Annotated in this window: 13 protein-coding genes; 1 reads left to right on the top strand and 12 read right to left on the bottom strand. The window is 74.8% G+C overall.

The window, feature by feature from the left end:
* From HLB15_RS18785 to HLB15_RS18745, 9 genes are all read right to left on the bottom strand, one after another.
* Positions 1-652 (bottom strand): hypothetical protein (locus HLB15_RS18785; protein WP_171107477.1); only part of this gene is annotated, 652 nt, incomplete at its 3' end.
* Positions 653-707: 55 nt separating this feature from the next.
* A complete protein-coding gene (locus HLB15_RS18780; protein WP_171107475.1) occupies positions 708-1,670 on the bottom strand; it encodes a copper transporter in 963 nt (320 codons plus the stop codon).
* A gap of 91 nt (positions 1,671-1,761) precedes the next feature.
* Positions 1,762-2,985: a putative cytokinetic ring protein SteA gene (gene steA, locus HLB15_RS18775; protein WP_171107473.1), complete on the bottom strand. Its 1,224-nt coding sequence runs from the start codon at positions 2,983-2,985 to the stop codon at positions 1,762-1,764.
* A 5-nt stretch (positions 2,986-2,990) separates the two neighbouring features.
* Positions 2,991-4,736, bottom strand: coding sequence for a DNA repair protein RecN (gene recN / locus HLB15_RS18770; protein ID WP_171107471.1), 1,746 nt, complete (start codon positions 4,734-4,736; stop codon positions 2,991-2,993).
* Positions 4,737-4,757: 21 nt separating this feature from the next.
* Positions 4,758-5,726 carry an NAD kinase gene (locus HLB15_RS18765; protein WP_171107469.1) on the bottom strand — a complete coding sequence of 323 codons (969 nt, stop codon included), beginning with the start codon at positions 5,724-5,726 and terminating at the stop codon, positions 4,758-4,760.
* Positions 5,723-6,637, bottom strand: a complete 915-nt coding sequence (locus HLB15_RS18760) for a TlyA family RNA methyltransferase (RefSeq protein WP_171107467.1) — start codon at positions 6,635-6,637, stop codon at positions 5,723-5,725. Before HLB15_RS18760 ends, HLB15_RS18765 begins: the two co-directional genes overlap by 4 nt.
* A gap of 5 nt (positions 6,638-6,642) precedes the next feature.
* Positions 6,643-6,822 (bottom strand): hypothetical protein, encoded by a 180-nt coding sequence (locus HLB15_RS18755; protein WP_171107465.1) that lies wholly within the window; start codon positions 6,820-6,822, stop codon positions 6,643-6,645.
* A 166-nt stretch (positions 6,823-6,988) separates the two neighbouring features.
* Positions 6,989-7,996 (bottom strand): HAD-IIA family hydrolase, encoded by a 1,008-nt coding sequence (locus tag HLB15_RS18750; RefSeq protein WP_171107463.1) that lies wholly within the window; start codon positions 7,994-7,996, stop codon positions 6,989-6,991.
* Entirely contained in the window at positions 7,993-9,144 is a 1,152-nt protein-coding gene (locus tag HLB15_RS18745; RefSeq protein WP_171107461.1) for an ICP22 family protein, read from the bottom strand. Before HLB15_RS18745 ends, HLB15_RS18750 begins: the two co-directional genes overlap by 4 nt.
* Here HLB15_RS18745 and HLB15_RS18740 point away from each other — a divergent pair.
* A complete protein-coding gene (locus tag HLB15_RS18740) occupies positions 9,061-10,023 on the top strand; it encodes a hypothetical protein (protein WP_171107459.1) in 963 nt (320 codons plus the stop codon). The two genes, HLB15_RS18745 and HLB15_RS18740, sit on opposite strands and share 84 nt — an antisense overlap.
* Before the next feature lie 35 nt (positions 10,024-10,058).
* Here HLB15_RS18740 and HLB15_RS18735 read toward each other — a convergent pair whose 3' ends face one another.
* From HLB15_RS18735 to HLB15_RS18725, 3 genes are all read right to left on the bottom strand, one after another.
* Complete coding sequence (locus tag HLB15_RS18735; RefSeq protein WP_171107457.1) at positions 10,059-11,879, bottom strand: L-lactate permease; 1,821 nt, start codon at positions 11,877-11,879, stop codon at positions 10,059-10,061.
* A gap of 119 nt (positions 11,880-11,998) precedes the next feature.
* Complete coding sequence (locus tag HLB15_RS18730) at positions 11,999-13,324, bottom strand: (Fe-S)-binding protein (RefSeq protein WP_171107455.1); 1,326 nt, start codon at positions 13,322-13,324, stop codon at positions 11,999-12,001.
* A partial coding sequence (locus HLB15_RS18725; protein WP_212760081.1) for a hypothetical protein occupies positions 13,324-13,573 on the bottom strand: 250 nt, incomplete at its 5' end. The genes HLB15_RS18725 and HLB15_RS18730, both read right to left, overlap by 1 nt.

Below are 13,573 nucleotides of genomic sequence, written 5' to 3'. Positions count from 1 at the left end.
CGGTCAGCAGCGTCACGGACGCCTCCGGCCCCGGCGGGGCGGCGGCCGCGGCGGCGCCCAGGACGGCGCCCGTGGCGCCAGCGCCGCCCGCGACGACCGGAAGGCTCGCGGCCGCGCCGGCCTTGAGGGCCCGGCCGGGGCGCAGGTCGAAGAGGTTCACCAGGTTGGCGGTGCCGCCGATGATTGCGCCGTTGAGGCCGATGTCGACGAGGTGGCCGAACGCGGTCCGCGCCGTCCGGGGCGTGCCCGCCGCCGAGGCGAGCAGCGCCGAGCCGGAGATGCCGAGGATCTTGAGCCCACCCGTCGTGAGCCGACCCTGGCGCAGCGCACCGAGGTGGCCGCGGAAGCCCTTGGTGCGCTCGGAGGTGTCCTCGGTGAGGTCGTCGACCAGGCCGAAGGCGCCGGCCGCTGCCGTGGCGAACGCCCTGGCGCCCGGTGCTCGCCCGCCGCCGGCCACGGCGCCCGCGACCAGCCCGGCCGTGACCGCGGGCCCCTCGAGGAGGCTGATGGGCTCACCACGATGGTTGGTGCGCGTCCAGGTCGACGGGCCGCCGAGACCTCCGGCGGCGACCTTCTCCTCGAGCGTGCGGCGCGCGAGCACCGTCGCGGCTGCCGCGACGGCGCCCGCGAGGACGAACCTGCCTGCCCCCATGACCTTCCCCTGTCGTCGATGTGTGTGCTGTCCGTGCGTGCGCGAAGGGCGCGCGTCAGTCCTGCTGGGTGTCCGGGACGGGCGGGAGGATCGCCGTCGCGTCCTCCTCGAGGCCGTACTGTCCCACGACGCCGTCGAGCCGGGCGGCGACCGCGAGCGGCACGGTGAGGCGGCCGGTGAGGCGGGTGATGCCGCTGACGGTGGTGACCTCGGCGGCGGCCTCCTCGTCGTCCCGGACGGCCTGGACGGCGTCGCCCGGGTCGTCGGTGGGGCCCGCGAGGACCGCGGCGCCCGAGACCTCCTGCACGGCCCGGGTCACGGCGGTCCACGTGTCGGGGGCCGGCTCGGGCTCCTCGGTCGTGCCGTCGGCGGCCTCCTGCGGCTGGCCGGCCGGGCCCACGAGCAGCAGCACCGCCTGGGCGGGCTCGGTCTGCTCCTCGCCCGCCTCGACGAAGCCGAAGTGCTCGAGCTGTCCCGCGAGGTCGACGGCCTGCTCGCTGCGGGCCGTCCCGTCGCTCCCGGTCAGGGCGACCGCGAGCGCGGCACCGAGCGTGGCCCCTGCGGTGTCGTCCTCCGGCGTGGCCTCGCCGAGGTTGGCGCGCAGCCCGTCGGCGACGGTCTCGCGCGAGGACTCCTCGTCGGGGTCGGTCCACGCGTCGGTGAGGCGTGCCGTGGCCACGACGGACGCACCGGCGGCGTCGAGCTGGGCGCGCACGCCGTCCTGCACGTCCTCCGAGACCTCGCCGAGCTGCACGACGGCGAGCCGGTCGCCCTCGAGCACGCCGGGCACGAGCTGGTTGCCGACCGCCTCGATGAAGCGCTCGTCGCCGTCCAGGGCGGTCTGGGTGGTGTCGAGCTGGCCGCGCAGCTCGGTGCGCTCGGCGCGCAGCGCGTCCACCTGCTCGGTGAGGGTCTCCCCGATCGCTCCCTGCAGCGGACCGGCGCCGAGGATGATGCCGACGGCGAGCGCCAGGAAGACGGAGATGAGCGAGACGAGGTGGTATCGGAAGTCGATCACGGTCGGGTGAGGTCCTTAGGCGTGGTCCGGGCGGTCGTCGCCCGGCGGAGGTCGGGGCGGCAGGGCGGTCCGGGAGCGTGCTCCGGGCCGGTCAGCCGCCGAACAGGTTGCTGATCCAGGAGACGACGTCGTCGACGCGTGCCCCCATCAGCCCGAAGAAGGTCTGGCCGGCCGACGTCGAGGCCAGCGCGGCGAGCACCGCCGCGACACCGGCGCCGGACAGCAGCGTGAGCTGGATGTTCGAGATCCGCGTACGGTACAGCCTCGACACGCCCTTGGCGTCCACGAGCTTGCCGCCCACGCGCAGGCGCGTGAGGAACGTCGAGGCCATGCCCGCGCGGCCCTTGTCCAGGAACTCGACGAGCGTCGCGTGGGTGCCGACGGCGACGATGAGCTCCGCGCCCTTGTCGTCCGCGAGGAGCATGGTGATGTCCTCGCTGGTCCCGGTCGCCGGGAAGACGACGGGCTCGACGCCGAGCGCCTTGACCCGCTCCAGGCCCGGCGCCTTGCCGTCGCGGTAGGCGTGCACGACGATCTCCGCGCCGCACGCCAGGGCCCGGTCGGAGACGGAGTCCATGTCACCGACGATCATGTCGGGCTGCCAGCCGGCGTCGAGGATCGCGTCCGCGCCGCCGTCGACACCGATGAGGACCGGCCGGTTCTCCCGGATGTAGGACCGCAGCAGCGCGAGGTCCTCCCGGTAGTGGTAGCCGCGCACCACGATGAGCACGTGGCGGCCCTCGATGGAGGTGCGGATGTCGGGCACGCCCACGCCGTCGAGCAGGAGGTCCCGCTCGCGGCGCAGGTAGGTCATGGTGTTCTCGGCGAACCGCTCGATCTCGGCGGAGAGGCCCTCGCGGGCCGCCGCCATGTTGGCGGCGACGGTGCGCTCGGTCTGGAGCTTTCCGCTCGCGACGACCTCGCCGCCGACGACGACGTCGCCGTCCACCACCGAGACCTGCGCGTGCTCCTCGATGCCCATGACGGCGGGGCCGAGGTCGTCGACGAGCACGATGCCGGCCTCGACGAGGATGTTCGGGCCGGTGTTCGGGTAGCGGCCCGACGTCGACGGCGCGGCGTTGAGGACCGCGACGGGACCCGCTGCGACCAGGGCGTCCGCGGCGACGCGGTCGATGTCGACGTGGTCGATCACGGCCACGTCGCCCGGGTTCAGCCGCGAGGTCAGCTCCTTCGTGCGGGCCCCGATGCGGGCGGGGCCGTGCACGGTCGCGCCGGGCGCGGGCGTGTCGCGGTCGTCGGCACTCTTCGCCGCGCCCTTGTCGGCGCGCTTGTCCGGGCGGGAGATCAGCTTCATCCGGACTATCGTCCCACGACCGAGGACTCGAGGAGCTCCAGCGCGTGGGTACGCGCCGTCTCCGAGTCCTCCTGTCCGGACAGCATGCGCGCCAGCTCGCGCACCCGGGCGTCGGCGGTGACCTCACGCACGCCGGTGACGGTGATCATCCCGTCGTCGTCGGTGCCGCTGTCGCCGTCAGAGCTCTTGGTGACCACGAGGTGCGCGTCCGCGAACGCGGCCACCTGGGCCAGGTGCGTCACGACGACCACCTGCGTGCTACGGCCGAGCTGGGCCAGACGACGGCCCACCTCGACGGCGGCGCGGCCGCCCACACCGGCGTCGACCTCGTCGAACACGAACGTGCTGCGCGGCGCGTCGGCCGGGCGCTCCGCCGCGCCGCCCGCCGTGGCGAGCGCGACCTCGAGCGCGAGCATGACGCGCGACAGCTCACCGCCCGACGCGCCCTTGCCCAGCGGCCGCTCGGGCGCGCCGGGGTGCGGCACCAGCAGGAACGTCACCTGGTCGGCGCCGAAGGGTCCCGGCTCGTCCAGCGGCTCGACCGAGACCACGAGGTGCGCGCCCGCCATCGCGAGACCGTGCAGCTCGGAGGTCACGGCCTCGGCCAGCTCGGCCGCGCCGCGCGTGCGCTCGGCCGTCAGGATCTCCGCGAGCCGCCCGAGCTCACCGTCCAGCTCGGCCACGCGGGCGCGCATCGAGGCGAGGCGGTCGCCGCCGTCGTCCAGGTCGAGCAGCCGCAGGCCCGCGTCGCTCGCCCACTGCAGCACCTCGTCGATGGTCTCGCCGTACGAGCGGGTCAGGGCCGTCAGCTCGGCCATCCGGTTGTGCGCCGTCTCCAGGCCCGCCGGGTCCGCCTGCAGGTCGTCCACGTAGGCGGCGACGTCGGTCGCGACGTCGGACAGCAGATAGCCCACCTCGGCGAACCGCGTGGCCAGCGCGCCCAGCTCCGGGTCGGAGTGCGCGGCGGCCTCCAGGGCGCGCCGCGCCCGCTCCACCAGCGCGATGGCGTTCTCCCGCGCACCCTCGGCGTCCTCGCCCGCGACCGCCTCGTGCGCCTCGGTGGCGGCCGTGCGCAGGCCCTCCGCGTTGGACAGGCGCTCGATGAGGGCCTGCAGCTCGGCGTCCTCGCCGGACTGCGGGTCCACGCGCTCGATCTCCTCCAGGCCGATGCGCAGCAGCTCGACCTCACGGGCGCGCTCCGCGCCGCGCGCCTCCAGGTCGGCGATCTCCGCCAGGAGGCCGCCGCGCTCCGTCCACGCCGCGCGGTAGGCGGCGAGCACCCGCTGGTGCGCCGGCCCCACGAAGGTGTCGAGCGCCTCGCGCTGCTTGGCCGCGGTGCGCAGCCGCAGCTGGTCCGCCTGGCCGTGCACCGTGAACAGGTCCTCCGCGATCTCCGCGAGCACCCCCTGGGGCACCGTGCGACCACCGAGGTGGGCGCGCGAGCGGCCGTCGGCGATCGTGCGCAGGATGACGACGGTGCCGTCGTCCTCCACCGCGCCGCCCGCCTCGTCGACCCGCTCCAGCACCGTGTCCCGGCCCGTGACCCGCACGCGGCCCTCCACGGCCGCCGACGACGCACCCGGGCGCACCGACTGCGGGTCGGCCTTGGCGCCCATGAGCAGGTTGAGGCCCGTGAGCACCATCGTCTTGCCCGCGCCCGTCTCACCCGTGATGACGGTCAGGCCGTCGGACAGGGGTACCCGGGCCGAGCGGATGACGCCCAGGTTCTCGATCGCGATCTCCTCGAGCACCTGACTCCTTAGGTTCGCTGCTTACGTCTCTGCGGGGGTGTTCGATCCCGTGTTCGAATCCGATGTCCGGTCAGACCGTACATCCTGCGCCTCGGCGTGCGCAGATCCGACACGATCGCGCCAGCCCGAGACGGGCAGGTTGAACTTCGACACCAGCCGGTCGGCGAACGGGGCCGTCGACAGCCGCGCGAGCCGCACCGTACCGCCCTGACGCACCACCACGCGAGAACCCCGGGGCAGCCGGATCTCCCGGCGGCCGTCACAGGTCAGCACGCCCTCCACCGTCGACTGCGGCAGCACGTCCACGGTGTACCGCGACCGCGGGCCGATCACCAGGGGCCGCGCGAACAGCGCGTGCGCCGACAGCGGCACCATGAGCACCGCGTCGACGTCCGGCCAGATCACCGGGCCGCCGCCCGAGAACGCGTGCGCCGTCGACCCCGTCGCCGTCGACATCACCACGCCGTCGCAGCCGAACGACAGCAGCGGCCGGCCGTCCACGCCGATCGCCACCTCCAGCATCCGGTCGCGCGTCGCCTTCTCGACCGTCGCCTCGTTGAGCGCCCAGCCCACCACCGGCTCGGCCGTGCCGGGCAGGTGCACGGTCACCTCGACCGTCGCGCGCTCCTCGACCTCGTAGTCCCGCGCCGCCAGACGCTGCACCGCCGCCCGCAGGTCCTCGCGCTCCGACTCCGCCAGGAACCCGACGTGGCCCAGGTTCACGCCCAGCAGCGGCACGTCGGTGCCGCGCGTCAGCTCCGCCGCACGCAGTATCGTGCCGTCGCCGCCCAGCACCATCACGACCTCGGCGTTGTGCACACCCTCAGCGACCCGCTTGGCCGCCATGTGGTCGCCGAACTCCTCAGCGACCGCGTCGTCGTGCAGCGTGTACTCGAACCCCGCCGCCTTCAGCTCGCGCAACGCCTCCGACAGCGCGGCGACCGCCTGCGGGCGCCCGCCGTGGGTGACGATCAGGACACGCCTCGTCATGGCACCCGCTCCTCTCGTGCTGGTCTCTCGTTCTCTGCTGCGGCCGCTGCCCCGACGACGAACGCCGGCGGCTCGGCCGGACCCGGCTCCCAGGCCACCGCCTCGGCCACCGCGTCGGCCACCGCCTGCTCCTGCCCCGTGCCGCCGCCCGGCCGCAACCACAGGAAGAACTCCCGGTTGCCGCTCGGGCCCGGCAGCGGGCTCGGCACCACGGCACACGTCCGCAGGCCCCGCCGCAGCGCGGCTGCTGCCACCGTGCGCACCGCCTCCGCGTGCAGCGACGGGTCGCGCACCACCCCGCCGCTGCCCAGGCGCTCGCGGCCGACCTCGAACTGCGGCTTGACCAAGAGCAGCACCTGGGCGCCGGCACGCAGCACCCCCGCGATCGCGGGCAGCACCACCGTCAGGGAGATGAAGGAGAGGTCCGCGACGACGACGTCCGGCCGCCGGTCGAGGTCGGCCGGCGTCAGGTCGCGCACGTTGAAGCCCTCGACGACCGTCACCCGGTCGTCCTCGCGCAGCGCCGGGAGGAGCTGGTCGTGGCCCACGTCGATCGCGACGACGTGCGCGGCGCCCCGGCGCAGGAGCACGTCGGTGAACCCGCCCGTGGAGGCGCCGAGGTCGGCGCAGACCGCGCCCTCGACCCGGGGGCCGTCCGGCACGTTCGCGAGCGCGTCGAGCGCACCGGCGAGCTTGAGCGCCGCACGGGACGCGAACTCGTGCTCCGGGTCGGCGCCCGGCGCCACGGAGACCTCGGCGCCGTCGGCCACGGACGCCGACGGCTTGCGCACGGCGCGGCCCGCGACCGAGACCCGCCCGGCCGCGACGAGCTCGGCGGCGTGCCGCCGGGACCGTGCCAGGCCGCGGCGGACCAGCTCCGCGTCCACGCGCGCGCTCGCTGTCCTGGTCATCACCGTCAGGCGTCACCGCTCAGGTGCACGCGCAGGGCGTCGTGCACCGCCTCGAAGCGTCCGACGTGCTCGGCCGTCGGCAGGTCCGCGAGCCCGTCGAGCCCGTCGAGGGCACGCCGGACCGCGTCGTCGGTGCCGGGCTGCTCCTCGGGCCCCGGCACCTCGGTCTCGTAGCTGTCGTCCATCGTGCGTCAACGCTCCACTGTGCTGGTCCCGCTGGGTGGTCCTGCTGTGCTGGGTGCGGCCGGTCGCGGCCGGTGCCGCTCGCTGCCAGACACGGTACCCGCCACCCCCGACAGAACCGGGGAGGAGACCGTCGGGTCCCGTGGACGGGCGGCCGCGCCGGACCGCTCAGACCGTCAGCTCGGGCACCGAGGCCGGGTCGAGATCCTGCCCCCCGTCGACGGCGGCCCACGCCGCCGCGCACGCCGCCCGGACGAGGTCGATCCCCTCGCCGTCGAGCCGCAGCTCGCCGTCGGACACCCGCGCGGCCGCGCTCCCGCAGACGTACCAGCCGTCCGCGAGCTCCGGCGCGGCGTGCGGCGCGAGCAGCGCGCGCAGGTCCGCCGCCAGGTACGACGGACGCTCCCCGGGCACGGCGAGCACCGCGTCGCGGGCCGTCGAGACACCGGTCAGCACGTGCAGGCCCGGGTACCCGCCGCCGCGGGCACCCGCCAGGTCCGTGTCGAGCCGGTCACCGATGACGAGCGGACGGCTCGCCGCCGCGCGCTCGACCGCGAGCCGGTACATCGTCGGCGAGGGCTTGCCCGCGCTGTCCGGCACCACGCCCGTGGCCGCGCGGACGGCACCCACCAGCGCACCGTTGCCGGGCGCGAACCCGCGCGCCGTGGGCAGCGACAGGTCGAGGTTGCTCGCCACGTGCCACGCCCCGCGGCCCACCGCGTAGGCCGCCTCGGCGAGCTGGGTCCAGCCCACCTCGGGCGCGTAGCCCTGTGCGACGGCGTCCGGCTCCTCGTCCGCCGACTCGACGACCTCGAAGCCCGCCGCCCGCACCGCGGTCACCAGCCCCTTGCCACCGACCACGAGCACCTTCGCGCCCGGGTCGAGGCGGGTGGTGAGCAGTGCGGCGCACGCCTGCGCCGCCGTCATCACCTCGTCGGCGTCCGTCGGGATGTCGAGGCCGGTGAGCTGGCCCGCGACCTCCTCCGGCTCGCGCGACGCGTTGTTGGTCACGAACACGAGGCGCATGCCGCCCGAGCGCGCGGCGGTCAGGCTCGCGGCCGCGTGGTCGATCGGCAGGTGCCCGCGGTACGCGACGCCGTCGAGGTCGACGAGAGCGAGGTCATAGGCCTCCGCCAGCGGCACGTCGCTCGCCAGCAGGCCCGCCCCAGCCGTCACGCCTGCCCCTGCCCGGCGCCGGGACGCTCGGCCGCGGGCTCGGCGTCTTCGGCCGGCTGGTCGGCCGGCTGGTCGGTGACGGTCGGCTCGGCGGGCTCGGTGCCCTCGTCGGACTCGGGGTCGCTCGGCTCGTCGACGGCGTCCGCCTCGGGCTCGTCGGGAGTGGCGGACGGCTCGTCCGAGGCGGGCTCGTCCACCGACTCGTCAGCCGGATCGGCCGTGCCTGCCTCGGCACGGGACTCGTCGTCCACGTCAGGTCCGTCGTCCTCGTCGTCCTCGTCGGCCGAGTCGGCGGAGTCGGCGCTGTCGGCCGAGTCCGCGCTGTCGGCCGAGTCGGCGGAGTCCGCGCTGTCCGCCGAACCGGCGGAGTCCGCGCTGTCCGCCGAACCGGCGGAGTCCGCGCTGTCCGCCGAGCCGGCGGAACCCTCGTCGGACTCGTCGGACTCCTCGAGTTCTTCGGGGTGCTCCGCGGCGTACTCGGCCTCGGCGAGCGCCGCGTCGTCCTCGACGTCGAACACCGTGATGTCCTCGTCCGGCTCGACGTCCCCGATGGCGCGGGCGAGCGCCTCGGGGTCGACGGTCGCGAGCAGGGCTGCGGCCTCGTCGTCCCGGCCGGCTGCCTCGAGCGCGACGGCGCGCGCCTGCAGCACGCGCAGCCCGAGGTCGCCCGGGGCGTCGGCCGGCGCGATCTTGTCGAGCACGGCCAGGGCGGCGTCGTGCTCACCGAGGTCGGAGCGCGCACCGCTCGCGACGATCGCGAGCTCGACCCGGCCCGTCGCGTCGAGCGTGGCGGCCTCCTCGGACGCCGCCAGCGCCAGCGCGCGCTCCGGTCGGCCGAGGCCGCGCTCGGCGTCGGCCATGATCGGCAGGTGCTCCGACGAACCGTTGAGCCGCCGCACGGTGCGCAGCTCGCGCAGCGCCTCCGCGAAACGGTTGGTCCGGTAGGCGGCGAGGCCGGCCGCCTCGCGCACGATGTCGATGCGGCCGGCGTGCCGCAGGGCCACCTGGGCGTGCTCGTAGGCGCGCTCCGGGTCGACGTCGAGCAGGCGGCCCGCCATCACGAGGTGCAGCCCGACGCGCTCGGCGTGCTCCTTGCTCAGCCCGCGCAGACGCCCCCGCGCCTCGCGGTCGAGCTGGCTGAACGACACGTCCTCGGCGATCTCGGGCTCGGGCGTGCGCTCGGCACGCTGCTCGTCACGCCGGTCGTCGCGCCGGTCGTCACGGCTGCGGAACGCCGGACGGTCGGCACCCCGCTCGAAGCGGCGGTCGCCGCCGCGCCGGTCGTCACGGCGGTCGTCACGGCGGAACGGGCGGTCGCCGTCGCGCCGCTCGTGCCCGCGCTCACCGAAGGAACGACGGGGCCGGTCGTCCCGGTCACCGAAGGAACGACGCGGGCGGTCGTCCCGGTCACCGTACGGACGACGGTCCCGGTCCTCCTGCCGACGGAACGGGCGGTCCCCCACCCGGTCGTCACGCCGCGGACGGTCCCCACCACGATCCTCGAACGAACGACGAGGCCGGTCATCACGGTCACCGAACGAACGACGCGGACGATCGTCCCGGTCACCGTACGGACGACGGTCCCGGTCCTCCTGCCGACGGAACGGACGGTCGCCGCCCCGGTCGTCGCGGCGCGGGCGCTCGCCCCGGTCCTCGAACCGGCGCGGACGGTCGTCGTCGCGGCGGGCCGGGCGCCCCGCCCCGCGGTCGTCGCGGTCCTGGTACGAGCGGCGCGGGCGGTCGTCGTCGTACCGCCGGCCACCGCCGCGGGGACCGTCGAAGCGGCGTCCCCTGTCTCCACCGCGCTCCTCGCGACTCTGGCCCCTCCCCTGGTCGCGGCTGCCGCTCCTGCGTTCGCCGCGGCGGTCTCCCTCGCGGTCGTTCCCCTGGTCGCGGGGCGTTTCGTTCACGGTGTTCCCTTCGATGACAGATGCCCGCACATTCTCCCATGCGCACACCCGTCCCCGAGGATCAGCAGCCCTCGCGACCGCAGCGAACTCGGTCACATGTCACGACCTACGCGGTGACACAGGACCGAACACCAAGCCACCGAGCCCGAGCGTCACGAGCGCACAGCGCCCACCACCTCCGGGTTGTACCGGTCCGAGAGCCGCGACAGCCGCACCCCTGTCACCACCAGCGCCGCCGCGAGCACGATCAGCACGACGAGCCCCGGGTTGAACCCGAGCCCGAAGATCCAGAGGTACCCGATGCCGCCCGCGGCGAGGCAGTAGTACGTCATGGGCAGGATCGTCCGCCGGATGAGGTCGCCCTCCCGGCCGAGCAGACCGACCGTCGCGGCCGCGGCGACCACGTTGTGCACCGCGACCATGTTGCCCGCGGCGCCGCCCACGGCCTGCAGCGCGGCGACGGTCTCGGGCGACGCCGCCCCGATGCCCAGCCCGGTGTTGAACTGGAACAGCGCGAACATCATGTTCGACACGGTGTTCGACCCCGCGACGAACGCACCGAGCGCACCGATGAACGGCGACACGATCGGCCAGCCCTGGCCCGCGAGGTTTGCGGCCGCCTCCGCGAGCGTGATCGGCATCGAGTCGAGACCCGCAGCGTTGAAGTCGGGCCCGGAGTTGATGAAGATCCGCACCAGCGGCACGGCGCACAGCAGCGCGAACGCTGCCCCGCCGAGCTGCCCGCCCGCGACCCGCCACGACGCGGCGATCTGCGTGCGCGTCATCCCGTGCAGTACGTAGGTCACCAGGCAGGCGAGCAGGAAGATGGCGCCCGGTGAGTACAGCAGGTCCATGTTCTGGCTGATCCCGGTGCCGAAGATGTCGGGCACCTCCAGCACGGCGGGACCGGTGAGGAACGCCTTGATCGCCGGCACGTTGCGGGTGAGCAGCAGCAGCGCCGCCACCACGAGGTAGGGCGCCCAGGCCCGCGTCATCGACATGGTGCGGGTCAGCGAGGCCGCCTCCTGCGTCGGGTCGACCGTGCCCATCCAGCGGTCGCTCCAGCGCTCGCGGGGCGGGAAGTCCCAGACGTCCTTCGGCATGAGGAAGCCTCGCGACGACGTGAACATGACCACCACCAGCCCGACGAACCCACCGAGCAGGGACGGGAACTCCGGCCCGAGCAGGTACGCCACCGCGACGTAGGGGACGATCATCGCGAGCGCCGCGTAGAGCGCGAACGGCGCGACGGCCAGCCCGGCGCGGAAGGACCGCTTCTCCCCGTAGAACCCGCACATGAGGGTGACCAGGATGAGTGGCACGAGCGTCCCGACGATCGCGTGGAGCGTCGCGACCTGGGTCGCCGTGTGCGCGACGAAGCCGAGGTGGTCGAGTCCCAGCGCGTCGGCCCGCGCCTGCACCTCGGGCGCCAGCGCACCGGAGGTGTCGGCGAGGCCGGTGCCCAGCCCGGTGAGCATCGGCGTGCCGACCGCGCCGAAGCTCACCGGCGTCGACTGGATGATGAGGCCCGCCATGACGGCGGCGGCCGCGGGGAACCCGAGGGCGAGCAGCAGCGGCGCGACGACGGCGGCCGGCGTGCCGAACCCGGCGGCGCCCTCGATGAACGACCCGAACAGCCAGGCGACGATGATCACCTGCACGCGCCGGTCGGGGCTGATGGTGGTGAACCCCGCGCGGATCGTCTGCAGGGCGCCGCTCTTGGTGAGGGTCTCCAGCATGAGCAGGGCACCGAAGATGATCCAGAGCAGCCCGACGGCGATGAGCAGCCCCTGCACGATCGACGCACCGACGGCGACGGGCGACATCCGCCAGGCGAACAGGGCGACGAGCACGACGACGACGAGCCCGACCGGCATCGCGGTGCGGGCGGGCCACCGGAGCCCGAGGAGCAGGACGCCGACCACGAGGATCGGGACGAGAGCGAGCAGGGCGAGGACGCCGAGGTTGTCCATGGTGACTCCAGACCGGCCACGCTGCCGGATAGGGTGCGCTAGGAATTTCGCATGTCGGAACTATCACTCCACGTACCGACAAACGTAGCAGTTACCTCGGGCAAACGGGAGCCCCCGGATCAGCCGAGCAGCTCCTCCGTCCGCGCGCCCCGCAGCGACGCGTCCAGCACGAGCACCAGGTGCGCCGTCGGGACCTCGCGTCCCTGCCGCCGCAGCGCGTCGGTGATCTGCATGAGGCAGCCGGGGTTGGAGGTGACCAGCAGCTGAGCGCCCGTGGCCGCGACGTTCGCGGCCTTGCGGTCGCCGAGCTCGCGCGCCGGCTCGGGGTTGGTGAGGTTGTAGATCCCCGCCGACCCGCAGCACAGATCGCCCTCGGCGATCTCCCGGACCACCAGACCCGGCACGGTGGCGAGCACCGCACGCGGCTGCGCCCTGACCCCCTGCGCGTGCCGCAGGTGGCACGCGTCGTGGTACGCGACGGTCAGCGGCAGCGGGTGCCGCGGCGCCACGGGTCCCAGCTCGGCCAGCACCTCGGAGACGTCACGGGTGCGCCCGGCGAACGCGGCAGCCCGCTCGGCGTACCAGGGGTCGTCCGCCAGCAGCTCCGCGTAGTCCTTCATCGTCGACCCGCAGCCCGCCGAGTTGGTCACGATCCGGTCGACGCCCGCGTCGGAGAACGCGTCGACCAGCGCCCGCGCGTAGTCCAGGCCCTCGGTCTCGCGCCCGGCGTGCACGGACAGCGCCCCGCAGCACCCCTGCCCGGGCGGCACCACGACGTCGCACCCCTCCGCGGCCAGCACCCGCACGGTCGCGGCGTTGACGCCCGGGAACAGCTCGCGCTGCACGCACCCGAGCAGCAGCCCGACCGTCATCCTCCGCTGCCCGACGGCGGGCACGCGCTCCGGCACGGCGTCCGCCCGGCGCGCGGGCACCGGCGGCGCGATCGCCTCCATCGTCGCGAGCGTCGGCGAGAGACGCCGCAGCACCGGCCGTACCAGCCGCGGCAGCCCCGACCGCTGGTAGAGGGACAGCAGCGGCAGCACGCGCCGCAGGCGCTCGGGCCGCGGGAACAGCGCGAAGATCGTCGACCGCAGCAGGCGCTGCCCGCGCGTCCGGTGCTCGGCGCCGCGCCGCTCGACCTGCTGGCGCGTCGCCTCGACCAGCCGGTCGTACCGCACCCCCGACGGGCAGGCGGTCACGCACGCCATGCACCCGAGGCACGCGTCGACGTGCTGCACGAGCGCGGGCGACATCGGCTCCCCCTCGAGGCCCTGCTTCATGAGGTGGATCCGCCCGCGCGGCGAGTCCATCTCCTCGCCCCACAGCGTGTACGTGGGGCACGCGGGCAGGCAGAACCCGCAGTGCACGCAGTCGTCCACCAGCTCGCGCGCAGGCGGGTGGTGCCCGTCGAACGCGCCCAGCAGGTCCGGCTTCGCCTCGGTCATCAGGTACCTCCCACGAATCGGCCCGGCGCCAGGTTCCGCCCGGGGTCGAGCTGCCGCTTGATCGCCCGCATGAGGTCCAGCCCGCCCACGGGACCCCACGCGTCCACCGCCGCCCGCACGGCACGCGAGGCGCGCAGCACGGTGACGGTCCCCTCCCGGGGCGAGGGCGCGACGGCCCGCAGCCGCCCGACGGCGGACGCCGTCGCCTCCGGCGTGCCCGTCACCGCCGCGTGCAGCACCCCCGCGGCC

Origin of the sequence: Promicromonospora citrea (genome assembly GCF_013004695.1) — a bacterium.
Classification (GTDB): domain Bacteria; phylum Actinomycetota; class Actinomycetes; order Actinomycetales; family Cellulomonadaceae; genus Promicromonospora; species Promicromonospora citrea.
This window is presented reverse-complemented; position numbering and strand designations above follow the sequence as displayed.

Bases quoted from the DNA above. Each gene is read 5' to 3' on its own strand.
- HLB15_RS18735 (WP_171107457.1), bottom strand. From the start codon at position 11,879: ATGGACAACCTCGGCGTCCTCGCCCTGCTCGCTCTCGTCCCGATCCTC.
- HLB15_RS18760 (WP_171107467.1), bottom strand. From the start codon at position 6,637: ATGACCAGGACAGCGAGCGCGCGCGTGGACGCGGAGCTGGTCCGCCGC.
- HLB15_RS18765 (WP_171107469.1), bottom strand. From the start codon at position 5,726: ATGACGAGGCGTGTCCTGATCGTCACCCACGGCGGGCGCCCGCAGGCG.
- HLB15_RS18730 (WP_171107455.1), bottom strand. From the start codon at position 13,324: ATGACCGAGGCGAAGCCGGACCTGCTGGGCGCGTTCGACGGGCACCAC.
- HLB15_RS18755 (WP_171107465.1), bottom strand. From the start codon at position 6,822: ATGGACGACAGCTACGAGACCGAGGTGCCGGGGCCCGAGGAGCAGCCC.
- steA (WP_171107473.1), bottom strand. From the start codon at position 2,985: ATGAAGCTGATCTCCCGCCCGGACAAGCGCGCCGACAAGGGCGCGGCG.